A 25,528-nucleotide genomic window follows, 5' to 3' on the forward strand; every position below is an offset into this window, starting at 1 on the left:
ATGACCGACCGCAAGAACGACTTCGCCGGACGGCTCGTTCTGGTCACCGGCGGCGTGCGCGGGGCCGGAAAAGCGATGGCTGAGGAGTTCGCCCGCCGCGGAGCCGATCTGGTCCTCAACTACTTCCACGCCGTGGACGAGGCGGAGCAGACCAGGGAGGAGCTGACCGCGCTCGGTGCCCGGGTCCGGCTGATCCGGGCGTCGGTGGCCCGCCCCGAGCAGGTGGAGGCCATGTTCGAGACGGTCCGCACCGAGTACGGGCACCTCGACGTCCTGGTCAACAACGCTGCGGCCGGAGGGTTCGCGGAGCCGGAGGAGATCACCGAGCGCGACCTGGACCGCGCCTGGGCTACCAGCGTCAAGGGAAGTCTGTGGTGCTCCCGGCACGCCGCTCCCCTGATGGCGGCCCGCGGCACGGGAGCGATCGTGAACTGCTCCTCGATCGGGGTGAACCTGGTCCTGCGCCCCAGCTACCTCACCGTGGGGATCACCAAGGCCGCGGTCGAGTCGCTCACCCGCTACCTCGCCGCCGAGTACGCCTCCGACGGCATCCGGGTCAACACCGCGTCCGCCTCGCTGCTGGAGGGGCGGGCGATGACCCAGTTCCCCGACCACACCGAGTTCCAGCGGCAGATCACCGAGGGCGCCCCGCTGCGGCGCCTGCCCTCGGAGCGGGAGTACGCGGCCCTGGTCGCTTTCCTCGCCTCCGACGCCGCCTCCTGGATCACCGGGCAGGTGGTGACCGCTGACGGCGGTATCGGCCTGGGGAGCGGGATGCTCGGCGCGGGCTCCGGCGGACCGGCGGACGGTGCTGGGCGGGACCACCTCCCCGCCAGCAACCCCGAGTCGACGCAGGTCGCCCCGCCCGCCGTGGCTCTGACGCCGCGGCCGCAGGAGGACGAGGACGCCGTCGCCATCGTCGGCATGGGGGTGCTGACTCCCGGTGCCTCCGACACCGGTGCGCTGTGGCGCAGGCTCGTCGACGGGCGGCCGGCCTTCAGCGAGCCCGGGGACCGGTGGGACGCCGCATGCTTCTACGACGCCGATCCCACCGCCGAAGACCGCACCCACGCGAAGGTCACCGGGTTCGTCCACGGGACGGAGCCCGACCCCGATGCCGAGGCCGACTACGGGACCCGCTGGCTGCGCCAGGTGCTGCGCGAAGCCATGAACGGCTGGGCGCCCCGCGCGGGCGACCGGACCGCCTTCCTCCTCGGCCACAGCTCCACCGCCAGCGCGCACCTGGAAGAGGCGGTGGTGGCCCGCGGGTTCGCGCACCGGATGGCCGAGCATGGCGCGCCGCTGTCCGCGGACGAGCTGGCGGCGCTGGTGCGGTCGCACCTGCGTCTGGCCGGAGACCAGCCCGAGCGCTACCTGACGCACGTCATCGCCGCGGAGGCCTGCGCCGGGCTGCTGCCGGACGACACCGACCTCCTCACGGTCGACACCGCCTGCGCGTCGGCGCTGTACGCGGTGGACCTCGGCATGCGCGGTCTGCGCGAGGGCCGCTACGACGTCGCGGTCTGCGCGGGCGCCCACGTCTTCTCGGCTCGGGAGATGGTGCTGTTCGACACGGCCCGGACGATGTCGCGCACCGGCGATGTGCGGGCCTTCGACGTCGCCGCCGACGGGACGCTGTTCTCGGACGGTGCCGGGGTCGTCGTCCTCAAGAACCTGGCGCGGGCACGGGCCGACGGCGACGACATCCGGGGCGTCCTGCTGGGCGTGGGCTCCTCCAGTGACGGGAAGGGGCGCGCGATCTACGCGCCCAACCCCGGAGGCCAGGCGCGGGCGCTCCGCGGCGCCTTCGCCTCCAGCGGCGTCGACCCGCGTGACGTCGGCATGATCGTGGCGCACGCCACCGGTACGCCGGTAGGCGACGCCACCGAGCTCGCCACCCTCGCCGACCTCTACGCCGACAGCCCCGGATGCCCCGTGGTGTCGAACAAGTCCGTGGTCGGGCACCTCGCCTATGGCGCGGGAATCGTCTCGCTCGTGCACGCCCTGCTCGCGATGAAGCACGAGCGGATCCCCGCGCAGCACCGGTTCACCGAGCAGCCCAAGGACAGCCCCCTGGCGGACGGGCCGCTCACCGTACCGACCACCGACACGCCCTGGCCGCGGCGGGCCGACCGGCCGCGCATCGCCGCGGTCTCGGCGTTCGGCTTCGGCGGCGCCAACGCCCATCTGCACGTAGCCGACGCCCCGGTGGCGGCGCCGAACCACGGTCGACGGACCGACGACGCCGAGACCGACGCCCACGCCGACACTGCCGCTGCCGCTCACGCTGACACCGTCCTGGTCGGCTGGAGCGCCGACCTGCCGGGCGACCCGTCGCGGGACGACGTGACCGACTGGCTCATGGGGAGCGGCCCGGCCCCGGCGGCCGACTTCGGGGACCGTCCCCTCGTACCGCCGCCCAGTCGGGTGCGGCTGCCACCGCCGACGCTGCGCGCGATCGACCGCAGCCAGGTGCTCGCGGTACGCGGCGTGGGCGCGCTGCGCGACACCCTCGGCCCGGCGTGGGACCGGTTGCGTGAGCGCATGGGCGTGTTCGCCGCGAACGCCGGACCGACGCGGGCCGCGGTGATGTACGGCCTGCGGATCCGCCTGACCGACCTGGAACGCAACGTCGTCGCGGGGCGGCCGGAACTCGCCCAGCCGTTCGCTCGGCTCGCCGCCCAGGTGCGCGACCTGACCCCGACCGCCAGCGAGGACTCCGAACCCGGACTGCTGGCCAACATCATCTCCGGCCGCGTGGCCAACTACTACGACCTGCACGGTCCCAACCTGACCGTCGACACCGGCGACTCCGGCACGTTCGCGGCCGTCCGGACCGCAGCGGGCCATCTCCGCGACGGCGATGTGGATCTGGCCGTGGTGATCGGGGTCAACGGCAACGCCACGCCCGAGATGCGCTCGATCGTCGGCCGGGACCTGGCCGAGGGCGCGTTCTGCCTCGCGGTGACGCGGAGGGGCGTGGCCGAACGTGAGGGCCTGCCCGTCCTGGCGGTCCTCGGCGGCGAACCCGCGCCGAACAACGTGGACATGGCGGAGCTGGTCAGTCCCCTGCGTTCCGACGACCGCACGTACCTCGCGGCGGATTCGGCGATCGCGGTGCTGTCCGCCGCGCTGTCGGGACGGTCCGGCCTGATCAGTCGGCGCGACCCCTGGACCGGGCGCGTGTCCGGGCTGACGGTGCGATCCGCGATCGAGGCGCCGCGGTCGCCGGTGGTGCGCGAGGTCGCCTTCTCCCCGGAGCTCGACGACCATCTCCGCGTCCACACGTTCGCCGGCCGCCCCGCTGTTCCCGGAACGTTCCTGGTGGCGCACGCCGTGCTGGCGGCGGAGGAGCTCGTGCCTGGGCGAGTACCGACGGCCATCGAATCGGTGCGGTTCATCCGGTTCGTCCGCCCGGACCGCGGCGGCCTCTCCGGCGCTTTTCGGGTGACCGCGCGGGTGGCCGGCGGAACCGCCGCCTGCACCCGTGTGCGGGTCCGCGTCAGCGCGGACGTCACGGCGCCCAACGGAACCCTGCTGCAGGGCGATCGGACCCACGCCGAGATGGACGTGCTCATGGCCACCGAGCGGCCGACGGCGCCGGTCCGGCCGGAGGCGCCCGAGGAGGTCGGCGTTCCCGGCCTGGTGCCGCCCTACGTGGAGAACCCCGGGACCTGGATCCGCGGCCTCTTCGAGACGCTGGCGGACCCGCGCGTCCGTCCGAACGGCGTGTCGGCGCGTTTCCGGTTCACACCGGAACCCGGGTGCGAGCGGCTGCGCACATTCACCATCCCGGCGATGTTGCTGGACGGCATGCTCCAGGCGACCATGGTCCGCCCGGACACCGACCCGACGGCGCCGCTCCAGGCACCGCTGGGCATCGGGCGGGTCGCCCTCTACCATCCCGGCAACGACTTCGATCTGCCCGGAGACATCCGGGTGTTCTGTGACGGGCCGGGCGCCAGCGCCACGGGCGCCGAGGAGCGGACAGAGGACGGGCCCACGGCCACGTCCTGCACGGCGGTCGGCCCGGACGGCCGGGCGCTGGCCGAGATCAGCGGGGCGCGGCTGAGCGAGGTCGGGCAGGTCGCGCCCTCGTCCGCGCAGATGCGGGAGATGTCGGCGTGACCGAGGTCCACAACCTCGCCTTCGTCGACACGCCCCAGAGCCCCGGCGACCGTCGTCCGCTGGCGGCGGTCCCGCACCGGAGTGTGGTGCTGACCGACGATCCCGAACTCGCCGGACTGGTGCCGGGCGGGGACACCGAGGTCGCGGTGTGGGGCACGGACCTCGCACCGGCGAACGTCCCCGACACTGTGGCGGATCTCGGGTTCCGGCCCGCGCACCTGCGGGCCCTGCTCCGCCTTGACCGCGGAGCCGAGCCGACCGCCGCCCGCGCCTTGCACGATCTGACGTTCGCCGCGCTCCAGGGACTGCACGCGCGGCTGGAGTCGGTGGTGGTGCTGGTCGTCGGCGGTGTCGTCGATGGCCCGGACGGTGTCGTCCCCCGACCGGAAACGGGCCTGTTCGCGGGCCTGCTCCGGTCGGCGGCGCGGGAACTGCCCGATGCCTGGTGTGCGACCGTCCTGGCCGGAGACCTCCCGGCCGGGGACGCGCTGTCGCTGATGGCGGCGGAATCGACACGGCGGCAGGGGTGGTGGACGGTCGCTTACTCTGGTGGGCGCAGGTGGGAGCTGGCCATGCGTGCGCAGGAGCCGAGCCGGCCACCCGCCCTCCCCGCCCTGGGCGACGACGCGGTCGTGGTGGCCGTCGGCGGTGGGCGCGGTATCACCACGCACTGCCTGCGCGCCTTGATCCGACCGGGCCGCGGCCCGCACGTCTACCTCCTCGGCCGAACCGCCCCGCCCGCCGGGCCGACCGCGCCACCGCCGCCACTGGCCGACTTCCTGCGGGAACGACGGGTGACGCGTGGCCAAGCGCGCACCGCCGACCTGGTCGCCGAGCACCGCGCCCTGGTCCGCGCGGCCGAACTGCGCGCCACGCTCGACCGGCTCGGCGACCGGGCCCGCTACATCGCCTGCGACGTGGTCGATCCCGCGGCGGTCGCCGCCGCGGTGGAATCCGTCCTCGCCCGCCACGGCGGCGTGGACCTGCTCCTGTTCAGCGCCGGGGAGGTGGCCTCGGCGGCGCTGCCCGGCAAGGCTCCGGCCGACTTCAGGCGCGTCCGCGACACCAAGCTGATCGGCTACGCCAACCTGAAGCGGGCGCTCGCGGCCTGCCCGCCGCGTATCTGGTGCAACTTCAGCTCGATGTCGGCGCTCGTGGGAGTCGCGGGCGACACCGACTACGCGTCTGGCAGTGACTTCCTGCTCACCGCGGCGTGGTGGGCCAACCAGCGTGAGGGGCGCGACGAGTACAGCATCGCCTGGCCGGCGTGGGCCGAGGTCGGCATGGCCGCCGACCCGGCGGTCACGGCCGCCCTGCGCCGCCAGGGGGTCGAGGTCGGGCTCCACCCCGACGACGGCGCCGCCGTCTTCCGCCGACTGCTGGAGGCGGGCACACATCCGGCGACGGCACTGGTCAGCGCGGAGACGCAGGAGCGGGAACCGGTGGGAGCACGCCCCTGGTGACCAGGTGGTCGATCATGCGGGCGAAGAAGCCGCGATCCAGCGTTCGGAGTTCGAGTGCCACGCGGCCCCGGGTGGCGGACGAATCGACCCGGGGGATCCGGTGGTGCGGCTTGGTGGCCAGGAGGTGCTCGGCCACCTTCCAGACCGCCAGCATCACGAACGCGTCGGGCGAGTGCATCTCGTCGAACAGCAGTCGGCGCCATTCGGCCAGGCCGCAGCTGCGCAGCGGATAGCCGAGCGCACGGACGTGCTCGAAGACCTCCCCGAACGCCAGATGGTCGGCCTGCGTCAGGTGGAACGCCCGGTTCGCCGTGTCCGGCTGCCGTGAGAGCGCCACGACCATGCGGGCCGTGTCGTCGACGGTGCTCACCGTCGTGTCCCCGTCGCATTCGGGAGCCGCGCCCAACCGGATCACCGCCCGCAGCAGGCGGGCGACGAAGTCGTTGTCGGCGCAGCGGCCGGTGGCGCTGTGCCCCAGGATGATGCCGGGTCGGTAGAACGTCACGGGGGTGTTCCAGGCACGCGCGAGCGCTTCGGCCTCCGATTTGGTGCGCGTGTAGCCGATACCGCCCGCGTAGTCCGGCCGGACGGCGGTGGCCTCGTCGATGGCGTCCAGGCCTTCGGCACGCGCGTTGATGAACACGCCCTGCGTCGACACCAGATGCACCGGGATGCGACGGCCGTCATGTGTGGCCAGGGCGAGGACGGCGCGTGTCCCGTCGATATTCGTGGGCGCGAGTTCCGTGAAGTCCGCGGCGAGATTCACCGAAGCCGCGCAGTGGTAGATCGCCGTGATTCGATGGCAGAGCCGCGTATATTCGTCCGGTGAAAGTCCGAAATGAGGATCGAGCAGATTTCCGTGGACCACTTTCAACCGGTCGGAGCGCGGTAGGCCGATCCGATCCGAACCGGCGCGAAATCGCTGCTCGGCGCCGCTTCTGCTACGTCCTCGAACGAGGCAGAGCACGGTCGAGGATGTCTGGCGGAGTAGCTCGCCGGCGAGATAGCCGCCCAGAAAACCGGTCGCACCGGTCAGCAATACCTCATCGGGCATGTCCCGCAGTGTAGGTCGGAGCGCGCCGCGCTGTCCGGGTATTGGAGAAATTGCGAAAGCAGCACGAATTCTGGTAGCGGATGTCCGCCGCGCCCAATGCCGGTGCCCCCCATCACGGGTCTCGCGCGTGCTGTGGCGGAGGCGCGCGCCTGTGCGTGATGACGTCGACCGTCGGCGAATCCCGGTCACGCACATCGTCCGCGGAAGTGGCGAGCCAGTTCGACCCGCGAGGTCAGGTCGAGCTTCCGGAAGATGTGCCGCAGGTGGTAGTTGACCGTGTGCGGCGAGCGGGAGATCAACCTGGCCACCTGCGGGTTGGTCTTGCCCTCCGCCACCAGGAGCGCGACCCGGAGTTCCGCCTCGGTGAGCCGGTCCGCCTCCACCTCGCGTGTGTGCGGCGCGCGCGGCCACGGTCGCGAGGATCGGATGTGCCGGGTTTCGCGCTGCGAGGCGCTCGGCCGCCCGTACGACCGTTGAGGCGAGCGAGAACTCCCCGGCGGCGCGCGCGAGGTGGACCAGGCTCGCGGCGGCGCTGTGGTCCCCCACGAAGAGGAGGGGTGAGGTGGACAGGTCCCCGTGGCGCGCCGCGAGCAGGTCGATGGCGGCGTAAGGGTGCAGCCGCGCCAACGCCACCCGGAAGTCGCCCCATTCCTGGTGGACCGAAGGGCTCGCGGAGACGGTCGAGAGCGCCGGCCACGGCCTTGTATCTCCACATGCGGGCGAGCTCCACGGCTCTGTCGTGGTGCAGGAGTGTCCCGGACAGAAGATCCGTCCGATGCGTTGAGTGCTCCACCGAGGTCCGGACCGTAAGGTCATCCACCGGAATCTGCCCGAGCAGTTCGAATGCCACACGAGCCGGACGGAAATCCGGACGGTGGTGGTCGTTCAGCATTTGCGTCGGCAGCAGCGCGGAGGGAGGCCCGGCATGCTGTGCTTTCGCCTCCAGAGCCCGGCTGCCGACCACGTGCTGGCATACGTCGTGTCGTCGATTCGTTCATAGAACGAGTCGGCGACCAATGGCGCGTCCCCCCGGTTGCTTCACCGCGCTCCCCTTTTTCAACGAACCTTGCTGTGAGGCTAGTTCCGCTTTCTTGGCTGCGGAACTACTCGTTTGAGTAGGGCTGAGTGGGAGCTACTCGAACGAGTAGTTCCGTGTGCGGGATTTCTGTTAATTCACTGAGGTGATCCCGTGTGATGAACGTGGAGGTGCGCTGTCCGATCTCACCCAGCGGGAGCGGAGCAGGACGCGGGCGCTGGGTCTGCTACGCGACATCAGCCATGATCCGAGGGTGTCCGAGACCGACCGGCTGGAGGCCGCGACGGTGCTCTTCAAGAGCGATCGGGAACTGCGGGAACCGGCCCTGCGCTCTCTGCGGGAAATCGCGGTTTTGCTTGACCCCCTCGGGGCGAGGGTCAACGGGTTTGCTCCGCTCTGCGGTGACTTCCGGTTCTGACACCGCGATATCCCAGCGTCGCATGCGCCGGAGCTGACGGAATTACCGGACACTCTCATCTGGCGAGAGCGTCAGGTCTGAATGCTCTGAAAGTCTGCAAGGGTGAGCCCCAGGTTCAAGTCCTGGTACGCCCACACAGCTCAGAGGCCCCACGCGGTGACGTACGGGGCTTTCTTGGTGCCGTACCCCGGCCGCCTATGACAACCGGATCTCCTCCGGCGCTATCGACATCGCTGTGGACACCGTTTCCGCGCCTCTTCAACGCGTCCATGGGTGGCGGGGCGCGTCCGCCGCTCACCCGTCCTCGCAGGTGTGCCCGGCGGCGCTCGACATCCGAGCTTCCTGCGGCTGTACTGGGTACCATTCGGGCTGCGGAGCAGGAGTACGTATGCGTCCGATCATTGTCTTGTTCACTCGGGACCTGCGGGTTCGCGACCATCCGGCGCTGGCCGCGGCGGCTGACCGGGGTGCCCCTGTGGTGCCGCTGTTCGTCGTCGATCCCGCGATCACTTCCCGCGCCGCGCGCAACCGGATCGCGTATCTGTGCGAGGCTCTCGCCGGTCTTCGGGGCGCGCTCCGTGCGGTGGGCGGGGGGCTGGTCCTGCGCTGCGGCGATACGGTCCGCGAGGCGCTATGCCTCGCCCACGAGACAGGTGCCGGACGCATCCATCTGAGTGCCGATGTGAGCGCGCTCGCCGCCGCGCGTTCGGCGCGATTGCGCCGCGAGGCGGCCGCTGTTGGCGTCGAGGTCGCGGAGTTTCCCGGGGTGACGGTCGTTGCCCCGGGCGAGCTGGTCCCGGCGGGTGGTGACCACTACAAGGTCTTCACCCCCTTCTGGCGCGCATGGGAGGCGCACCGGTGGCGCGACGTGGTGGCAGCGCCGAGGCTCCTCAGCTTGCCCACGGGAGTCTCCGAAGGCGGCACTCCCGAGGACGCGCTTAAGGGCGCGGGCGTCGGCGAACTGTCCCCATCCCGGCAGCCCGGCGGCGAGCAGGAGGCACGGCGCCGACTGAGTGCGTGGCTCTCCAACGGGTGCTCCTCCTATGAGCGACTCCACGACGACCTCGCTGCGGCCGCCACCTCCCGGCTCAGCGCCGACCTGCGGTTCGGTTGCCTGTCCCCTGTGGAAACCGCGCGAGCCGCCCTTGAGCACCCCGGCGGCCGGTCCTGGGTCCGCCAACTCGCCTGGCGGGATTTCCACCACCAGGTCACCGCGGCCTTCCCCGGCATCGCCGTGCGCGATTACCGGCCGCGCGACGTGCGGTGGCGCGACGACGAAGACGCCCTCGAGGCGTGGCGCGGTGGCCGAACAGGCGTCCCGATCGTGGACGCGGGCATGCGCCAGCTCGTGGCGGAGGGGTTCATGCACAATCGCGCCCGCATGATCGCGGCGGCGTTCCTCACGCGGCACTTGCGCCTGCACTGGCGGCACGGCGCTGCCCACTTCCACGCGTTGCTCACCGACGGGGACGTCGCCGACAACTGCGGCAACTGGCAGTGGGTGGCCGGCACCGGAAACGACACCCGGCCCAACCGGAGATTCAACCTGCTGCGGCAGTCCAGGAGATTCGACCGGGACGGCGACTACATCCGGCGCCACGTCGCCGAGCTCGCCGGTCTCTCCGGTCCCGACATCCACGCACCTTGGCGGGCGCGGACCCCACCGGTCGACTATCCGATACCGCTGACGGACCTCGGGGAGTGAGCCGGGGACCAGGCAGCACCCCACACGCGGCCCGAGGAGCGAGGTTCGCGTGGGGGACGGCGAGCCGCCACCGCCAACCGGGCTTCAGTCCGCCGACTCGTCCGCCTCCGCCGCGGCGGCCATGTTGTCCGCCATCGCCCCGAAGACCACGCCATGGAACGGCGCAATGCCCCACCAGTAGGCCTGGCCCGCCAGCCCGCGGGGGTGGAACACCGCCCGCTGCCGCAGAACGGCGGACCGGTCGCCCGGCTCCACCCGCAGCTCCAGCCAGGCAAGACCAGGCAACCGCATCTCGGCGCGCAGCCGCAGCAGCCGACCGGGATCGATCTCCTCGACCCGCCAGAAGTCCACGGAGTCGCCCACCCGCAGCCGCTCCGGGTCCCGCCGTCCCCGGCGCAGCCCCACGCCCCCGACCAGACGGTCGAACCAACCGCGCGCCGCCCATGCCATCGGCCACGAGTACCACCCCCGTTCCCCTCCGATCCCCTCGATGACGCGCCACAATGCCTCGGGAGGGGCGTTGACCTCGCGTCGCCGCTCGTCCACGTAGAGGGAGCCGCCCGTCCAGCCCGGATCGGTGGGCAGCGGTTCGGACGGCGCGTTCGGCCAGCCCGCAGACGACCACCGCGTGTCGACCCTGGCCTCGCGGACGCGGCACAGGGCGAGCCGCACCGCCTCGTCAAACCCCAGGCGCTCGTGATCGTCGACCATGTCCGCCAGTTCGTCCTCTGCGCATACGACCTCGTTCCGCAGCGAGTCCACCAACGGCCGGGCGATGGAGCCGGGAACCGGGGTGACGAGTCCGACCCACAGGCTCGAGAGGCGGGGCGTGAGGACCGGCAGCGGGAGGATGACCCGCCTGCGGACGCCGGCGGCGCGCGCAAAGCGCTGGATCATCTCCGCATAGGTGAGGACATCGGGGCCTCCGATGTCGAAGGCGCGGTTGACGTCGGGAGGCAGCTGAGCCGACTCCACCAGCAGGCGCAGCACATCGCGCACGGCGATCGGTTGAACGCGGGTTCTCACCCAGCGGGGAGTCGTCATGATCGGCAGCCGCTCGGTGAGGTAGCGGAGCATTTCGAACGATGCCGAGCCTGACCCGATGATGACGGCAGCGCGCAGCACGGCCGTAGGAACCGGCGACTCGAGCAGGATCTGTCCGACCTTGTCCCGCGAGGCCAGGTGGGCCGACAACCGCTCGCCTCGTGGCGTGAGCCCGCCCAAATAGACGTTGCGGCACACTCCGGCGCGGGCGGCGGCGTCGGCGAAGTTGCGCGCCCCCTGCTCGTCACGTTCGCGGAAGTCCCCACCGCCCATCGAATGTATGAGGTAGTAGGCGGTGTCGATACCACTCAGCACGGGGTCGAGGCTTGCGGGATCGAGCACGTCGCCGGGGACCGCCTCGACCCTGCTCCGCCATGGCAGGTCCCGCAGCTTGCCGGGAGAGCGGGCCATGCATCGCACGTCGTGCCCGGCGTCGAGCAGCTCTGGGACCAGGCGCCCGCCGATATAGCCGGTCGCCCCTGTGACGAGTACGCGCATGCCGTCCCCCGTCCCGGCTTCCCCGGATGCTTGCGGCCCGGAGGATGCGCCGCCAGCGGCGCCGCCCGCCGCACTTCCTGCTCCCTGGCCGCGGATATACCCATTGGCCGCGCGGAACTACCCAGGCACCACAGTCTCCTCCCGCCCCGAGGGCAGCTGCGCGCGGAAGCCATGGCGCCGTGTGAATCTCACGCGGACTAACGGTCGTCCGTGGTTCTTCAAGCACTACGGGTGGCCGTTTCGGACACCTGTCGTGAGCGCGACGCGGCGCCTCTACCTGATGGGGGCGGTCGATGTGACGCGTCGGCGAGTGGTCAGTGCGCGACCACGAGGGCGGCGAGCAGGGATTGGGTGAGGCGGGCCCGGTATCCCTCGTCGACGGGGCCATTGGCGGTCAGGAGGCGGAAGAAGAGCGGGGCGCCGAGGAGGTCGGCTGCGAGGGTGCGGTCGAGGTCGGGTGAGAGTTCGCCGCGGGTGACGGCTCGGTCGAGGATGGCGTCGACGGTGGCGTGGAGGGGAACGTCGATGGCCGTGCGCATGGCCTCCGACAGCGCCGGGTTGTGACCGGCCTCGGCGAGGAGGTCGAGCAGGATGCGGCGGATCTGGGGGCGGTCGAGGATGCCGACGGATTCCGCGACCAGGGAGGCGACGTCGCCCCGGAGGGACCCGGTGTCCGCCGGTGCTGGAAGTTCGTCGCGGGCGGCGGTGGACACCAGGTCGATCAGCATCTGGTCCTTGGACGACCATCGCCGATACAGGGCGGCCTTGCCGACTCCCGCTCGCCGTGCGACGGCGTCCATGGACATGCGTGCGCAGCCGGTCTCGGCCAACTCCTCGAAGACCGCGCACCGGATCGTCGCGGTCACGCTTTCCCGCAGCAGGGCGCTTCCCCGCGGCTGGTTGGCTCTCGGCATAGGCGCAGGATATTCCAGAACGGAACCGTTGCGTTCCGAAGGTTTCGCGGTTACTGTCCGGTAGTTAAGAACGGAACCGATCCGTTCCGTGAGCACACGGAAGGGAACCGGATGAGACCCCCGCCCCCACACCGACCGTTCCCTCCCCCCGACCTCCCCGAGCACATCCCCGGGAGGCGGATGTGATGAGCGCACGCGCAGGTCCCCGCGGCGTCCTCACCCTTCTCGTCGTCTTCATGGTCATCAACTTCGCGGACAAGGCGGTCCTCGGACTGACCGCGGACTCGATCATGGAGGAGCTGCACCTCTCCGCCACCCAGTTCGGAACAGTGGCGGGCTCCTTCTATCTGCTGTTCAGCGTCTCGGCGCTGCTGGTGGGATTCATGGGCGACCGGATAGGGGCCCGACCGCTGCTCGCCGGGCTGGTGCTCGTCTGGTCGGTGGCCCAGCTGCCGATCCTGATCCCCACGGCCGGTTTCGGCTTCCTGCTGGCGACGCGTGTGCTTCTGGGCGCCGGAGAAGGCCCGGGCTTCCCGCTGGCCAACCACACCGCGTTCACCCATTTCCCCCCGGATCGGAGGTCGCTCCCCGCCGCGATGGTCACCATGGGCGGCGCCTTCGGCGCGATCGTCGGCGGTCCCCTGACGATCCTGATCTCCGAAGTGCTCGGCTGGCGCGCCGCGTTCGGTGCGCTCGGTGTGGCCGGACTGCTATGGCTGGTGGCCTGGCTCCGGTACGGCGGCAGCGGCCCCTATGGCGCCTCGGGAGAGACGCCGGCGGCCGCCGGGACACCGGCGGTGACCGGGGGGCCGTCGCAGGCATCGATGCCTGACCGCGTGCCCTACCTGCGCATTCTCACCACGGGAACGTGGATCGGCGCGACCTTCGCGACGGCGACCGTCCTGTGGGCCCTGGCGCTCGCGCTGGCGTGGATTCCTGTCTACTTGGAAGACGAGATCGGCCTCAACAAGGCCGGGCTGAGCCTGGCCATCGGCCTCCCCAGCCTGTGCGCGATCGTCCTCGTGCTCGTTGGCGGCGGTCTGGCGCAGCGGCTGATCAGCCGGGGCGTCTCCTACCGGGTCGCGCAGGGCGTGGTGGGAGGGACAGCCGTCACGGTGGGCGGCCTGTTCATGCTCGGGATGACCCGGGTCGAGGCGGTCCCGCTCGTCCTGCTGTGCTTCGGCGTCGGCTTCGCCATCGGCAATACGCAGACCCCGCTCTCCAACGCCGCGATCTCCCATGTGTGCCCGGAGCGCCAGCGAAGCGCCGTGCTCGGCGCGTCCTACGCGGCGGCCACGATGTCCAGCGTGCTCGCCCCATATGTCACCGGCCGGATCATCGACGCGGCGCCGTCCCAGGCTGTCGGCTTCTCCCTGTCCTTCGACCTCGCGGCGCTGCTGCTGCTCGCGGGCGGCCTGGCCGCCTTCCTCCTCATCCGGCCGGACCGAGACGCGGCGGCGCTGCGCCGACCAGCGGATCCGGAAGCGGAATCCGCCGGGTTGACGCGGTGAGCGGGATCCGCCGGACGTGCCAGGTGACCGGCGGATCCCGCTTCCTGCGAGTGCGCGTTGCGGGCGGTGCGGGACAGGACCTGAAGGGGACTAGAGGGACGCGTCGGCCTTCAGCGCACGCGCCACGCGGACGACGCGCTTGGCCTGCACCTGGGCGGCCGTGCGCGTGGTGTCGTCCACGGGGTTGTTGCCCTGGGCGTCCACGTGCGAGGTGCCATAGGGGTTGCCGTCGGCGAACTTGCTGGCGTCCGTGTAGCCGGGCGGGACGATGAATCCGCCGAAGTGGTAGAAGGTGTTCGACAGCGCGAGGAGGGTGGACTCCTGGCCGCCGTGCAGGGTGGCCGAGGAGGTGAAGGCGCTGTACACCTTGTCGGCGAGCTGCCCCTGCGCCCACTGCCCGCCGAGCGCGTCGATGAACTGCTTGAGCTGCGACGACACGTTCCCGAACCGGGTCGGCGAACCGAAAATGACCGCATCGGCCCACACGACGTCGTCGGCCGCGGCCTCGGACACGTCCTTGGTCGCCTCGACGTTGGCGGCCCAGGCCGGGTTGCTCTCGATGGCGGCGGCCGGGGCGAGCTCGGCCACCTTGCGCAGGCGCACCTCGGCGCCTTCCTTCTCCGCGGTCTCGGCGATCTCGCGAGCGATCTCGTAACCAGTGCCGGTCGACGAGTAGTAGATGACGCTCAGCTTCACGGTCTCGCTCATGGATGTGCCCCTTCTTGTGAACGTGGGAGTCGCGGTGCGACAAACTGTCTTCCTGGAAAGATAATTTGTATGTATCTATTTGGCCACCCCGAGCGGGCGGATGTGACGAGCATCATGGGTTCTACCTGCGCTGATGACGGTGCCTGGTGCGTCGGGTTCCGCGGCTGTCGCGCCCTTCCCCGGGGCCGCGACGGTCACGCAGAGAGGAGCGCGGAAAGCGGTGAAGCGCCGTCAGGGGAGCAGGCGAACCGGAGGGGTGGGGGTGGGCGTCATGTGTTTGGGAGGCGTGGCTGAGTTTCGGCGGCGTGATCCGACGGACGAGGGAGTCCGGACCGACGGACTCGGAGTAGGGAGGCACTGACGGCATGCGTGGACCCCGACCTGCAACCGCTATTGGAATGATCAGCCCTCTGGCGGCTGCGGCCCTGCTGGCCTCTTGTTCCGCTGAGACGCAGGAAGCGCACTACGACGATTTGGAGGAAGCGCGCGCGGAAGGCGCGGTGGATCAGGGCTGGATCCCCGAGTGGGTGCCCGAGGAGGCACGGAACATCCAGGAGATGCACGACCTCGACACCAACGCGCAGCTGCTGGCATTCACAGTCGGGTCCCGCACGATGCCGGAGCCCTGCGAGGAGCTGGCGGTCGATCCGGAAGGCCCGAGCTTGTCGGCCGACTGGTTCCCGCGGAGACCCGGATCTCTGACCAAGCAGTGCGGAGAATTCCACGCGGTGCTGAACGATGGCAGGATCCACGCCTGGACGAACGGGGGCGCCGGCTGACCGTGTGGGACGGTGTTGGGCGCGTCGAGGGAGGAGGGCGGTGAGCGTCGGCATCACGCCAACGCGACATCGCCGCAAGGTGGCATCGCGACATCGCGCCAAGCCGAGATCCCGGCAAACGGAGATCGCGACGAAGCGACAGGCCGTTCTGTCGACACATCATCTTGTTGATGCGGGACACGCTCAGCACACGCTCGGGGACCGCCGAGCCACGGAGAGAACCGCCACTCCCCCGCCTCTCACGCGACACCCGCCGGCGATCTGTGCCCGCCGTCGGCAAACGCGACGAGCCCCAGAGGGTCGATGACCACGACCTGCCCGCGCCGCAACCGCACCAGCCCGCAGTCGGCGAGTTCGCCGAGCGCCTTGGTGGTGCGCTCCCGCGTGGTGCCGGTCAGGCGGGCCAGTTGCTCATGCGTGAGTCGGATCTCCTGGCCCGAGTTGCCGGTGGGTGCGATGAGGGTGGACAGCGTCTTGGCCGTCCGCTCAGCCACAGACTTGCATGCCATGTCGACAAGGCGCTGTTCCAGCTGCGTGAGCCGTGCCCCCAGCTGTTCGGCGATGCGGGTGGCGATCCTGGGATCCGAGAGTAGAAGGCCGCGCACGTCGTCATGGCTCATCAGGTGGAGGACGCTCTCGTCCAGGGCCTCCGCCCAGGTGCCGCCCATGTGCAGCCCGAGCACCTCCATCTCGCCGAATATGGCGCCCGACCCCATGAGCCCCGTCGTCACCGTGCGCCCGTCGTCCGCCACCCGGTACAGCCGGACCCGGCCACGCTTCACGATGTACATCGTCTCGGCGCGGTCGCGTGGCGAGTAGATCGTCTCCCCGGCCGGTAGGGAACGCGTCGGTGCCTGCGCACCGATCGACGCCATCTCCGTGTCGGTGAGGTCTTGGAAGACGGCTACCTCAGATGAACACCAGTGATCGTGCGCCATCGTGCACCACGGCTCCTCGCTCGGCGCAGCCGTTCCAACATCGATCTTCCTTGACTTCACCTGCCCTGTCCAGGGCTGGTGACCAGGTGGAAGGGGGCGCGAGGAGGGTGTAGAGAAGGCGGCGGTTGGCGGAGATAGGGCGGCGCGGGATTCGGACGGGAGGTTCCGCCGTCACGCCGTCGGTGTCGTCGGCGCTGCTGGGGTCCGAGACGCGCCTCGACCAATGGCGACACCTGCGGCTATACCGGGTATCCACCCGAGCGCAGCCCCCCAGACGGTGCCGCTGAGCATGCCTACGACGACGATCGCGCCGTATCCGACGAGTCCGAAGCCCATCGTCGCGCCGACCGCGACCGCGCGGAGGGTGTTGGCGGTCACCGCCCCCAGAACGAATCCCACCCATGCCGACAGACCGGCGCGCACACGGCCGACTGCGGGGCGGCGCGTAAGGGCGCGTCGCGTCCAGGCACCGGTGACCGTGGTGAGCGCGACCACTGCGATGACCTCGATGGTGAGGGCGTCCCAGCCTTGTTCACCGAACGGGGTGACGCGCAGCCGGGGCAGGCCGAACGGGGCACCCAGCGTCGATGGAGCCACGAGCCAGGGGAATCGCGCCGTCAGCGCCGTTATCACCCATGTGCTTCCGAAGAGGAGGCAGATCCCGAGCGTGGCCACGACCGCGGCGGCGGTCGCCGATGCCGGGGAGGAGGAGAGGGAGACGGAGGGGAGGGGGATATTGCGAAACGATTTCACGTTCTGGATGATAGTGACCTACGTCTCATCGAGATAGCCCCCGCCTTCTCCACCCCACGAAGGATCGCCGTCCATGAAGCGTCCCCCCTGGCCCGTTCTCGCCCTCGTTCTGGTTCTGGTCGGAGGCTCCCTCGCCGTCGTGACCCGCCCTTCTCCCGAAGGTCCCCGCTACATCACCGACGATCAGGGGCGGGCGATCACCCTCCACGGTTTCAACACCGCGGGATCGACGAAGGGCGATCCGGACGCGATGCCGTGGATCGAGGAGCAGGACGTCGAGAGCGAGTACGAGCAGATGGGCACCAACTTCGTTCGATTCCTGCTGCAGTGGAGAGCGTTGGAACCGGAACCAGGCGAATACGACGAGGAGTACCTCGATGCCGTGGCCGAACGCGTCTCCTGGTACGCCGAGAGGGACTACCACGTGCTCCTGGATATGCACCAGGACTTGTGGGGCCAGGGGATAACGGAGGCGGGCAGGGTCGGCAACGGCGCACCGGAGTGGGGGACCCATACCGATGGCCTGCCGGTCGAGGAGCAGGAGCAATGGGAACTCGTCTACCTCGAACCCGGGACGATGCGCTCCTTCGACCACTTCTGGAACACCACCGGAGAGCATCCGGAGCTGATGGACCACTACGTGCGGGCCTGGCGCCACGTGGCCGATCGTTTCGCCGACGAGCCGGCGGTGCTCGGCTACGACCTGATGAACGAACCATGGGGCGGCACTCTTCAGGGTCCGGACTTCGAGAAGGGGCCGCTGGCCGAGCTCTACCGGCGCAGCATCACGGCCATCAGGGAGGTCGACAACGACTCCTGGATCTTCGTCGAACCGCAGGCCGTCGGGATCAACTGGGGTCTGCCGTCGGCACTCCCCCACCTCGACGACCCGCGCGAAGGCAAACCGCGCATCGTGTACGCACCGCACATCTACCCGCTGCCGATGGACATGGGCGAGTCGTATGGCGGGGATGAGAACGGAGGTGGGGATGGGCGAAGTGGCCGCGGTGAGTCAAGCCGCGTGTGGATCGACCGCAGCATCAGCCTCTGGCGAAGGAATGTCCTCGCGACCGCGGACCGGCTCGAGGCGCCGATCGTTCTCGGTGAGTTCGGCCTGGATACGAGCAGCCCGGGCGCGATGGAGTATGTCGAGCGGATGCTTGCGGTAACGGATGAGATCGGGGCGGGAAGGGCCTACTGGTCCAACGACCTCGACGGGTGGGGTCCGTGGGCGGGCCGTGCGGATGGGGGCGAAGAGCGGGCAGTGGTACCGGGTCCGCTCGTCGACGTGATGAATCGTCCCTATCCGCGGGCGATCGCGGGCGAGCCGCTGGCCGTGCACTACGACAGGCCCACCCAGACGCTGACCGTGTCGTTCGCGGAGAAGAACGACGGAAGCGTCACTGGGCCGACAGAAATCTACGTTCCGGAAGGCGGGTTTCCAGGGGGAGGCAGCATCACATCCAGCGATCCCGAAGGAAGCTGGTCAGGGGAGTGGGACGCTGATCGCAGGGTGTGGGAGGTTGAGTCAGCTCCCTACCTGCAGGAACATGAGCTGGTCGTATCGCCTGCCAACTAGGACGGCGGTAGCGCCGGATGCCCGCGAGGGTCGATGTGTCCCACATCACTTCGAATTTGGTTGGTTGAGTCGGAGGCGCGGACTACAGTGGTTCGGGTCGCCTTGAAGCAGCCGGTTCGTCCGGTGCTCGGGGCGGCGGTCTTCTTTCCGGTCGCACGCGGGCCTGGCCCGGTGGGAGCGGCCGCTCTTCGCACGGTTCGACGCACGGATTTCGCCTGGCATACTGGCGTGTGCCCGGACAGCAATTCCGTGTCGGAAATCGTGTGCGGGCGGGTTTTATCGGGAGAGCGAACGCGAAACCGCCGATTTGGCGGGGCCCGCAGCCACCTGATAAAGTGAAGACACAACAAAGCGGAACGCACCGCCTCAACAGAAAAGCCAGACCAGGCAAATGACAGGTCGGCTCGTATGGGATGAGCGGTTGTTTCTTGAGAACTCAACAGCGCGTGTTTGTTTTTCTTTCAGCCAAGTTTGTTTTGGCCCCTTTTGAGCACACGGAACCCTTGGTGGTTGCGGGGTGCTCGGGGTTCCTTTGATTGGCCATGATGCGAGTCATGGTCGGTCAGGGTTATCTCTTCCAGGTTTACCCGCCATGCTTCGGCACGGCCGGGTTGTTTGGCCTTTGATGGAGAGTTTGATCCTGGCTCAGGACGAACGCTGGCGGCGTGCTTAACACATGCAAGTCGAGCGGTAAGGCCCCTTCGGGGTACACGAGCGGCGAACGGGTGAGTAACACGTGAGCAACCTGCCCCTGACTCTGGATAAGCCGTGGAAACGCGGTCTAATACCGGATACGACACCCTGCCGCATGGCGGGGTGTGGAAAGTACTTGTCGGTTGGGGATGGGCTCGCGGCCTATCAGCTTGTTGGTGGGGTGAAGGCCTACCAAGGCGATTACGGGTAGCCGGCCTGAGAGGGCGACCGGCCACACTGGGACTGAGACACGGCCCAGACTCCTGCGGGAGGCAGCAGTGGGGAATCTTGCGCAATGGGCGAAAGCCTGACGCAGCGACGCCGCGTGGGGATGACGGCCTTCGGGTTGTAAACCTCTTTTACCACTCACGCAGGCCCGGGTTTTCTTGGGTTGACGGTAGGTGGGAATAAGGACCGGCTAACTACGTGCCAGCAGCCGCGGTAATACGTAGGGTCCGAGCGTTGTCCGGAATTATTGGGCGTAAAGAGCTCGTAGGCGGTGTGTCGCGTCTGCTGTGAAAGGCTGGGGCTTAACCCTGGTTTTGCAGTGGATACGGGCATGCTAGAGGTAGGTAGGGGAGACTGGAATTCCTGGTGTAGCGGTGAAATGCGCAGATATCAGGAGGAACACCGGTGGCGAAGGCGGGTCTCTGGGCCTTACCTGACGCTGAGGAGCGAAAGCGTGGGGAGCGAACAGGATTAGATACCCTGGTAGTCCACGCCGTAAACGTTGGGCGCTAGGTGTGGGGGCTTTCCACGGTTCCCGTGCCGTAGCTAACGCATTAAGCGCCCCGCCTGGGGAGTACGGCCGCAAGGCTAAAACTCAAAGGAATTGACGGGGCCCGCACAAGCGGCGGAGCATGTTGCTTAATTCGACGCAACGCGAAGAACCTTACCAAGGTTTGACATCACCGGTAAACCATCGGAGACGGTGGGTCCTTTTGGGATCGGTGACAGGTGGTGCATGGCTGTCGTCAGCTCGTGTCGTGAGATGTTGGGTTAAGTCCCGCAACGAGCGCAACCCTTGTTCCATGTTGCCAGCACGTGATGGTGGGGACTCATGGGAGACTGCCGGGTCAACTCGGAGGAAGGTGGGGATGACGTCAAGTCATCATGCCCCTTATGTCTTGGGCTGCAAACATGCTACAATGGCCGGTACAGTGGGCGTGCGATGCCGTGAGGTGGAGCGAATCCCTAAAAGCCGGTCTCAGTTCGGATTGGGGTCTGCAACTCGACCCATGAAGGTGGAGTCGCTAGTAATCGCGGATCAGCAGTGCCGCGGTGAATACGTTCCCGGGCCTTGTACACACCGCCCGTCACGTCATGAAAGTCGGCAACACCCGAAACCTGCGGCCTAACCAGCTTGCTGGGGGGAGTGGGTGAAGGTGGGGCTGGCGATTGGGACGAAGTCGTAACAAGGTAGCCGTACCGGAAGGTGCGGCTGGATCACCTCCTTTCTAAGGAGTCTTATGGGCTGGTCGTGACATCGGCTGTTGTGGTCGGTGGCGGTCGGCGGACTCGAAAGTGGACCCGCGTTGGTCGTCCTGGATTCGCTCCGGGTTGGCAGGCGTGGGATGGCTGAACTGAAGAACGAACTTCCGCACCTCGTCCTGGAAGAGGGGGTGCGGGCGCGCTGTTGGGTGTCTGAGGATGCAACCGCTGGTTGTGTTCCTGGGTGCCACCCTGACGAAGACCCGCGTGGTCGCCTCGTCTCGCTGGTGCTGGTCGGCTGTTTCTCGGTTGGCTGGTGGTGCAGCGGGTGAGGGGTTTGATCGCAGTGTGCGGTGTTGTGGTTGGGTGTGTGGCTGGTGTTTTGATTCGTGGATAGTGTGCGCGAGCATCTTGTATCTGTGGTGGCCAAGTTAGTGTGGCATACGGTGGATGCCTTGGCACCAGGCGCCGATGAAGGACGTGGGAGGCCGCGATAGGCCGCGGGGAGCTGTCAACCGAGCTGTGATCCGTGGGTGTCCGAATGGGGGAACCTAGCCCGAGTTGTGTCGGGTTGCCGCCGTCTGAATGTATAGGGCGGTTGGTGGTGACGCGGGAAGTGAAACATCTCAGTACCCGTAGGAAGAGAAAACAACAGTGATTCCCTGAGTAGTGGTGAGCGAAAGGGGATGGTGGCTAAACCGTGCGCGTGTGATAGACGGCAGTTGTTGCGTGTGCGGGGTTGTGGGATGTGCATGTTCGGGTCTGCCGGCCCGGAGCATTGATGCCGTAGCTAGTTGAAACCGTTGGGAAGCGGTACCGGAGTGGGTGAGAGTCCCGTAGATGAAGGTTACGGCTAAATGTTTGCATTTTCCCGAGTAGCGCGGAGCCCGAGGAATTCCGTGTGAATCTGGCAGGACCACCTGTCAAGCCTGAATACGTCCTGGTGACCGATAGTGCACAAGTACCGTGAGGGAAAGGTGAAAAGTGCCCGGTGAGGGGTCGTGAAATAGTACCTGAAACCGTGTGCTGTCAAGCCGTCAGAGCTCCTGCTTGCAGGGGTGATGGCGTGCCTTTTGAAGAATGAGCCTGCGAGTTATGGTGTGTGGCGAGGTTAACCCGGGTGGGGTAGCCGTAGCGAAAGCGAGTCTGAAGAGGGCGAACATAGTCGCATGCTGTAGACCCGAAGCGGGTGATCTACCCATGGCCAGGGTGAAGCGGCTGTAAGAGGTCGTGGAGGCCCGAACCCACCAGGGTTGAAAACCTGGGGATGAGCTGTGGGTAGGGGTGAAAGGCCAATCAAACTCCGTGATAGCTGGTTCTCCCGAAATGCATTTAGGTGCAGCGTCGTGTGTTGCTTGCCGGAGGTAGAGCGACTGGTTGGCTGATGGGCCCGACAAGGTTACTGAGGTCAGCTAAACTCCGAATGCCGGTTTAAGTTATAGCGCGGCAGTGAGACTGCGGGGATAAGCTTCGTAGTCGAGAGGGAAACAGCCCAGATCATCAGCTAAGGCCCCTAAGCGTGTGCTAAGTGGGAAAGGTTGTGGAGTTGCTGAGACAACCAGGAGGTTGGCTTAGAAGCAGCCATCCTTTAAAGAGTGCGTAATAGCTCACTGGTCAAGTGATTCTGCGCCGATAATGTAGCGGGGCTGAAGCACACCGCCGAAGCTGTGAAGCCCGGGCTTAGGTCCGGGTTGGTAGGGGAGCGTCGTGCGTCCGGTGAAGCCTCGGGGTGACCTAGGGGTGGAGGGTGTGCGAGTGAGAATGCAGGCATGAGTAGCGAAACACACGTGAGAAACGTGTGCGCCGATTGACTAAGGGTTCCTGGGGCAGGTTAATCCGCCCAGGGTGAGTCGGGGCCTAAGGCGAGGCCGACAGGCGTAGTCGATGGATAACGGGTTGATATTCCCGTACCCGTTCACACGCGCCCAGTACCGAGTCCTTTGATGCTAACCACCACTGAAGCGGTGGTGTGCCTTCGGGTGCGCTGTCGTGGAGGCGTGGGACCCAGGAGGGTAGTAGGTAAGTGATGGGGTGACGCAGGAGGGTAGCTCTACCGGGCGGTGGTTGTCCCGGATAAGCGTGTAGCCCGAGAGATAGGCAAATCCGTCTCTCGTTACATGGGTGAGGCGTGATGTCGAGCCGTTTGTGGTGAAGTGAGTGATCCCGTGCTGTCGAGAAAAGCCTCTAGCGAGTGTGTGGGCGGCCCGTACCCGAAACCGACGCAGGTGGTCTGGTAGAGAATACCGAGGCGTTCGGGTGAACCATGGTTAAGGAACTCGGCAAATTGTCCCCGTAACTTTGGGAGAAGGGGAGCCCTGTCTGGTGATGGCCTTTGCGGTCTGAGCTGGGTGGGGTCGCAGATACCAGGGGGAAGCGACTGTTTATTAAAAACACAGGTCCGTGCGAAGTCGTAAGACGCGGTATACGGACTGACGCCTGCCCGGTGCTGGAACGTTAAGAGGACCGGTTAGACGCGTTTACGTGTCGAGGCTGGGAATCTAAGCGCCAGTAAACGGCGGTGGTAACTATAACCATCCTAAGGTAGCGAAATTCCTTGTCGGGTAAGTTCCGACCTGCACGAATGGCGTAACGACTTCCCGCTGTCTCAACCATGGGCCCGGTGAAATTGCACTACGAGTAAAGATGCTCGTTTCGCGCAGCAGGACGGAAAGACCCCGGGACCTTCACTATAGCTTGACATTGGTGTTTGGGATGGTTTGTGTAGGATAGGTGGGAGCCGGTGAAGCCGCCACGCTAGTGGTGGTGGAGGCGTTGGTGAAATACCACTCTGGCTGTTTCGGGCATCTAACCCGCACCCGTGATCCGGGTGGGGACAGTGTCTGGTGGGTAGTTTAACTGGGGCGGTTGCCTCCTAAAGGGTAACGGAGGCGCCCAAAGGTTCCCTCGGCCTGGTTGGCAATCAGGTGGTGAGTGTAAGTGCACAAGGGAGCTTGACTGTGAGACGGACGTGTCGAGCAGGTGCGAAAGCAGGGACTAGTGATCCGGCACCGGCGTGTGGAAGCGGTGTCGCTCAACGGCTAAAAGGTACCCCGGGGATAACAGGCTGATCTTCCCAAGAGTCCGTATCGACGGGATGGTTTGGCACCTCGATGTCGGCTCGTCGCATCCTGGGCTGGAGTTGGTCCAAGGGTTGGGCTGTTCGCCCATTAAAGCGGCACGCGAGCTGGGTTTAGAACGTCGTGAGACAGTTCGGTCCCTATCCGCTGTGCGCGTTGGAGACTTGAGAAGGGCTGTCCCTAGTACGAGAGGACCGGGACGGACGAACCTCTGGTGTGCCAGTTGTTCCGCCAGGAGCATGGCTGGTTGGCTACGTTCGGGAGGGATAACCGCTGAAAGCATCTAAGTGGGAAGCTTGCTTCGAGATGAGGTCTCCTGCCCTAAGAGGGGTAAGGCTCCCAGTAGACGACTGGGTTGATAGGCCGGGTGTGGAAGCCTTGTGAGGGGTGGAGCTGACCGGTACTAATCGGCCGAGGGCTTGTCCACCGCAGATGGCTGGGTGCTCGCGCACACTATTTCATCACTCTTGAAGGTAGGGGTGGTGGAGCGTGATGATCGCACACGAATCGTTTTTGTTCTTTTTCATATGGTTGCCGCTCGTTGCGGCCCTTGGTTTTCCCGACACGGATCGTGTGGTTCGTGGTTTGGGGTTAGGGTTGCGGTGGTTTTTGCGAGGGGTCACACCCGGTCTCATTTCGAACCCGGTCGTTAAGTTCCTCAGCGCCGATGGTACTGCCTCCATGGTGGGGTGGGAGAGTAGGACGCCGCCGCGCATTCTTTGAGGGAGGGGGATCACCCGTTGGGTGGTCCCCCTCCTTTTTTGTTGCCCGGGTTTGTGAATGTGTGAATACAAGACCGGGGCGGTGACGCCGAGGGCGTGATCGTGGGAGCTCTCGCGCAATGGTCGGGATGGCATCCCTGCTGGCTTCGGCCTACCGTAACGTCATGCGGAGCAAAGCGGGGACTGTCCTGGCGTTCGTTGTGATGACCGTTCTGTCCGGATTATTGGCGCTCGCGGGCGACGTGAGCGGGTACTTCGGTCTGCTGTTCTTCGGCGGACTGGGTGTGGTCTACCTAATCATCAGTCGTCGTCCGAGGCGGGCACCCGTAGCGGCTGATGACAGCGGCATCGTCTCCGGTACTCACGTCACACTGTCGGGTGCCAATCGGTACACGACACAGACTGTGGGCATGGTGTTTCCCGGGAGACAGGGTTTCGCGCTCGCTGTGACTGTGGGTTCGGCGATCTTTGTGGCCGCGGGGGTCGTGTTCGTGGTCGTGGGGATGACCTCGACGATGGAGTCGCCCGGGCTGACGCCCTCGGTAGCTTTCATTATCGGTATCGGAGCGGTGTCGATCGCCTTCTTTGGGCTGTGCGGGGTCCTGGGGCTCAGATCGCTACTCGGCGTTTCCGGCGGTATCGCGCTATTGCCCGAGGGAATCTATGTCCAGGCGCCCGCTGGCCGGGCGTGGGTTCGCTGGCAGGATCTCGCTGGTGCTTATGTCGGGTACACCCAAGGCCAAGCCCACATCGCACTCTGCGCCAAAACCTCGGACGCGATCGAGCTCAGCGGGCTGAACCAGCGGCTCCACGGCCTCAACCGCAAGTACTTCGGCATGGACGTCGGTTATCCGGGACAGTACCTCCACGTAAGTCCCGACACAGTGGTCTCGGCCATCCACTACTACTGGCAGAATCCGCAGGCGCGGGAGCAGCTGCCCGACCTTCGGAATTAGGATATTGAATCGTTGTTAGGCGGGTTGCTTTCCACATGTACCCAGTAGCTCTGGACCGAGGCATCACGCTGCCGGTGCAGTGGGTCGTGGAACAGTCGGATGGCCAATCCGACAGGCGTTA

Annotated in this window: 16 protein-coding genes and 3 rRNA genes; 11 read left to right on the top strand and 8 right to left on the bottom strand. The window is 67.2% G+C overall.

Annotated elements, in window-relative coordinates:
- On the top strand, nucleotides 1–4,128 hold the full coding sequence (locus CDO52_RS02310) for an SDR family oxidoreductase (RefSeq protein WP_020380416.1): 4,128 nt from the start codon (nucleotides 1–3) through the stop codon (nucleotides 4,126–4,128).
- Nucleotides 4,125–5,591 (top strand): SDR family NAD(P)-dependent oxidoreductase, encoded by a 1,467-nt coding sequence (locus CDO52_RS02315; RefSeq protein ID WP_094932182.1) that lies wholly within the window; start codon nucleotides 4,125–4,127, stop codon nucleotides 5,589–5,591. The genes CDO52_RS02310 and CDO52_RS02315 overlap by 4 nt, the downstream gene beginning before the upstream one ends.
- Here CDO52_RS02315 and CDO52_RS02320 read toward each other — a convergent pair.
- Genes CDO52_RS02320 through CDO52_RS29365 form a run of 3 tightly spaced genes read right to left on the bottom strand, consistent with a single transcriptional unit; the run spans nucleotide 5,542 to nucleotide 7,609 of the window.
- The gene (locus tag CDO52_RS02320; RefSeq protein WP_157745384.1) at nucleotides 5,542–6,834 is read right to left on the bottom strand and encodes a thioester reductase domain-containing protein; all 1,293 of its coding nucleotides are present in this window, start codon (nucleotides 6,832–6,834) and stop codon (nucleotides 5,542–5,544) included. The two genes, CDO52_RS02315 and CDO52_RS02320, sit on opposite strands and share 50 nt — an antisense overlap.
- Nucleotides 6,831–7,028: a helix-turn-helix domain-containing protein gene (locus tag CDO52_RS27990; protein ID WP_017621700.1), complete on the bottom strand. Its 198-nt coding sequence runs from the start codon at nucleotides 7,026–7,028 to the stop codon at nucleotides 6,831–6,833. The genes CDO52_RS02320 and CDO52_RS27990 overlap by 4 nt, the downstream gene beginning before the upstream one ends.
- Nucleotides 6,941–7,609, bottom strand: a complete 669-nt coding sequence (locus tag CDO52_RS29365) for an acyl-CoA thioesterase domain-containing protein (protein ID WP_394296743.1) — start codon at nucleotides 7,607–7,609, stop codon at nucleotides 6,941–6,943. The genes CDO52_RS27990 and CDO52_RS29365 overlap by 88 nt, the downstream gene beginning before the upstream one ends.
- Nucleotides 7,610–7,934: 325 nt before the next feature.
- Here CDO52_RS29365 and CDO52_RS27130 point away from each other — a divergent pair, with 325 nt between their 5' ends.
- Together CDO52_RS27130 and CDO52_RS02330 are read left to right on the top strand one after the other, a co-directional pair.
- Complete coding sequence (locus CDO52_RS27130; protein ID WP_017621701.1) at nucleotides 7,935–8,099, top strand: hypothetical protein; 165 nt, start codon at nucleotides 7,935–7,937, stop codon at nucleotides 8,097–8,099.
- A 388-nt stretch (nucleotides 8,100–8,487) separates the two neighbouring features.
- Nucleotides 8,488–9,804, top strand: coding sequence for a cryptochrome/photolyase family protein (locus tag CDO52_RS02330; RefSeq protein ID WP_017621702.1), 1,317 nt, complete (start codon nucleotides 8,488–8,490; stop codon nucleotides 9,802–9,804).
- An 84-nt stretch (nucleotides 9,805–9,888) separates the two neighbouring features.
- Here the strand turns inward: CDO52_RS02330 and CDO52_RS02335 are convergent, their stop codons facing one another.
- Together CDO52_RS02335 and CDO52_RS02340 are read right to left on the bottom strand one after the other, a co-directional pair.
- On the bottom strand, nucleotides 9,889–11,346 hold the full coding sequence (locus CDO52_RS02335) for an SDR family oxidoreductase (RefSeq protein WP_017621703.1): 1,458 nt from the start codon (nucleotides 11,344–11,346) through the stop codon (nucleotides 9,889–9,891).
- A gap of 314 nt (nucleotides 11,347–11,660) precedes the next feature.
- Nucleotides 11,661–12,260, bottom strand: coding sequence for a TetR/AcrR family transcriptional regulator (locus CDO52_RS02340; protein ID WP_017621704.1), 600 nt, complete (start codon nucleotides 12,258–12,260; stop codon nucleotides 11,661–11,663).
- A gap of 185 nt (nucleotides 12,261–12,445) precedes the next feature.
- On the opposite strand from CDO52_RS02340, the gene CDO52_RS02345 reads away from it, so the two are divergent.
- Nucleotides 12,446–13,771, top strand: a complete 1,326-nt coding sequence (locus CDO52_RS02345; RefSeq protein WP_017621705.1) for an MFS transporter — start codon at nucleotides 12,446–12,448, stop codon at nucleotides 13,769–13,771.
- Between the two features lie 90 nt (nucleotides 13,772–13,861).
- Here the strand turns inward: CDO52_RS02345 and wrbA are convergent, their stop codons facing one another.
- The gene (gene wrbA / locus CDO52_RS02350) at nucleotides 13,862–14,479 is read right to left on the bottom strand and encodes an NAD(P)H:quinone oxidoreductase (protein ID WP_017621706.1); all 618 of its coding nucleotides are present in this window, start codon (nucleotides 14,477–14,479) and stop codon (nucleotides 13,862–13,864) included.
- A 398-nt stretch (nucleotides 14,480–14,877) separates the two neighbouring features.
- On the opposite strand from wrbA, the gene CDO52_RS02355 reads away from it, so the two are divergent.
- Nucleotides 14,878–15,258: a hypothetical protein gene (locus CDO52_RS02355; RefSeq protein ID WP_017621707.1), complete on the top strand. Its 381-nt coding sequence runs from the start codon at nucleotides 14,878–14,880 to the stop codon at nucleotides 15,256–15,258.
- A 239-nt stretch (nucleotides 15,259–15,497) separates the two neighbouring features.
- Here the strand turns inward: CDO52_RS02355 and CDO52_RS02360 are convergent, their stop codons facing one another.
- Nucleotides 15,498–16,196 carry a Crp/Fnr family transcriptional regulator gene (locus CDO52_RS02360; protein ID WP_017621708.1) on the bottom strand — a complete coding sequence of 233 codons (699 nt, stop codon included), beginning with the start codon at nucleotides 16,194–16,196 and terminating at the stop codon, nucleotides 15,498–15,500.
- Between the two features lie 171 nt (nucleotides 16,197–16,367).
- Nucleotides 16,368–16,949 carry a hypothetical protein gene (locus tag CDO52_RS02365; RefSeq protein WP_152471887.1) on the bottom strand — a complete coding sequence of 194 codons (582 nt, stop codon included), beginning with the start codon at nucleotides 16,947–16,949 and terminating at the stop codon, nucleotides 16,368–16,370.
- 73 nt (nucleotides 16,950–17,022) lie between these two features.
- On the opposite strand from CDO52_RS02365, the gene CDO52_RS02370 reads away from it, so the two are divergent.
- The 5 genes from CDO52_RS02370 (at nucleotide 17,023) to CDO52_RS02390 (ending at nucleotide 25,407) form a co-directional block, all read left to right on the top strand.
- A complete protein-coding gene (locus CDO52_RS02370) occupies nucleotides 17,023–18,528 on the top strand; it encodes a cellulase family glycosylhydrolase (protein ID WP_017621711.1) in 1,506 nt (501 codons plus the stop codon).
- A 622-nt stretch (nucleotides 18,529–19,150) separates the two neighbouring features.
- Nucleotides 19,151–20,678 (top strand): 16S ribosomal RNA (locus CDO52_RS02375).
- A 397-nt stretch (nucleotides 20,679–21,075) separates the two neighbouring features.
- Nucleotides 21,076–24,157: ribosomal RNA gene (locus tag CDO52_RS02380) — 23S ribosomal RNA — on the top strand.
- A 170-nt stretch (nucleotides 24,158–24,327) separates the two neighbouring features.
- Nucleotides 24,328–24,443: ribosomal RNA gene (rrf, locus tag CDO52_RS02385) — 5S ribosomal RNA — on the top strand.
- The 16S, 23S and 5S rRNA genes sit together here, the layout of an rRNA operon.
- Nucleotides 24,444–24,579: 136 nt before the next feature.
- Nucleotides 24,580–25,407, top strand: coding sequence for an STM3941 family protein (locus CDO52_RS02390; protein WP_152471913.1), 828 nt, complete (start codon nucleotides 24,580–24,582; stop codon nucleotides 25,405–25,407).
- The last annotated feature ends 121 nt before the right edge of the window (nucleotides 25,408–25,528 follow it).

The sequence above is a fragment of the Nocardiopsis gilva YIM 90087 genome, assembly GCF_002263495.1.
Classification (GTDB): domain Bacteria; phylum Actinomycetota; class Actinomycetes; order Streptosporangiales; family Streptosporangiaceae; genus Nocardiopsis_C; species Nocardiopsis_C gilva.

Excerpts from the sequence above, each read along its gene's own strand:
- CDO52_RS02310 (WP_020380416.1), top strand. The coding sequence starts at position 1 with ATGACCGACCGCAAGAACGACTTCGCCGGACGGCTCGTTCTGGTCACC.
- CDO52_RS02370 (WP_017621711.1), top strand. The coding sequence starts at position 17,023 with ATGAAGCGTCCCCCCTGGCCCGTTCTCGCCCTCGTTCTGGTTCTGGTC.
- CDO52_RS02390 (WP_152471913.1), top strand. The coding sequence starts at position 24,580 with ATGGCATCCCTGCTGGCTTCGGCCTACCGTAACGTCATGCGGAGCAAA.
- wrbA (WP_017621706.1), bottom strand. The coding sequence starts at position 14,479 with ATGAGCGAGACCGTGAAGCTGAGCGTCATCTACTACTCGTCGACCGGC.
- CDO52_RS02335 (WP_017621703.1), bottom strand. The coding sequence starts at position 11,346 with ATGCGCGTACTCGTCACAGGGGCGACCGGCTATATCGGCGGGCGCCTG.
- CDO52_RS02345 (WP_017621705.1), top strand. The coding sequence starts at position 12,446 with ATGAGCGCACGCGCAGGTCCCCGCGGCGTCCTCACCCTTCTCGTCGTC.
- CDO52_RS02330 (WP_017621702.1), top strand. The coding sequence starts at position 8,488 with ATGCGTCCGATCATTGTCTTGTTCACTCGGGACCTGCGGGTTCGCGAC.
- CDO52_RS02360 (WP_017621708.1), bottom strand. The coding sequence starts at position 16,196 with ATGGCGCACGATCACTGGTGTTCATCTGAGGTAGCCGTCTTCCAAGAC.
- CDO52_RS02340 (WP_017621704.1), bottom strand. The coding sequence starts at position 12,260 with ATGCCGAGAGCCAACCAGCCGCGGGGAAGCGCCCTGCTGCGGGAAAGC.
- CDO52_RS02355 (WP_017621707.1), top strand. The coding sequence starts at position 14,878 with ATGATCAGCCCTCTGGCGGCTGCGGCCCTGCTGGCCTCTTGTTCCGCT.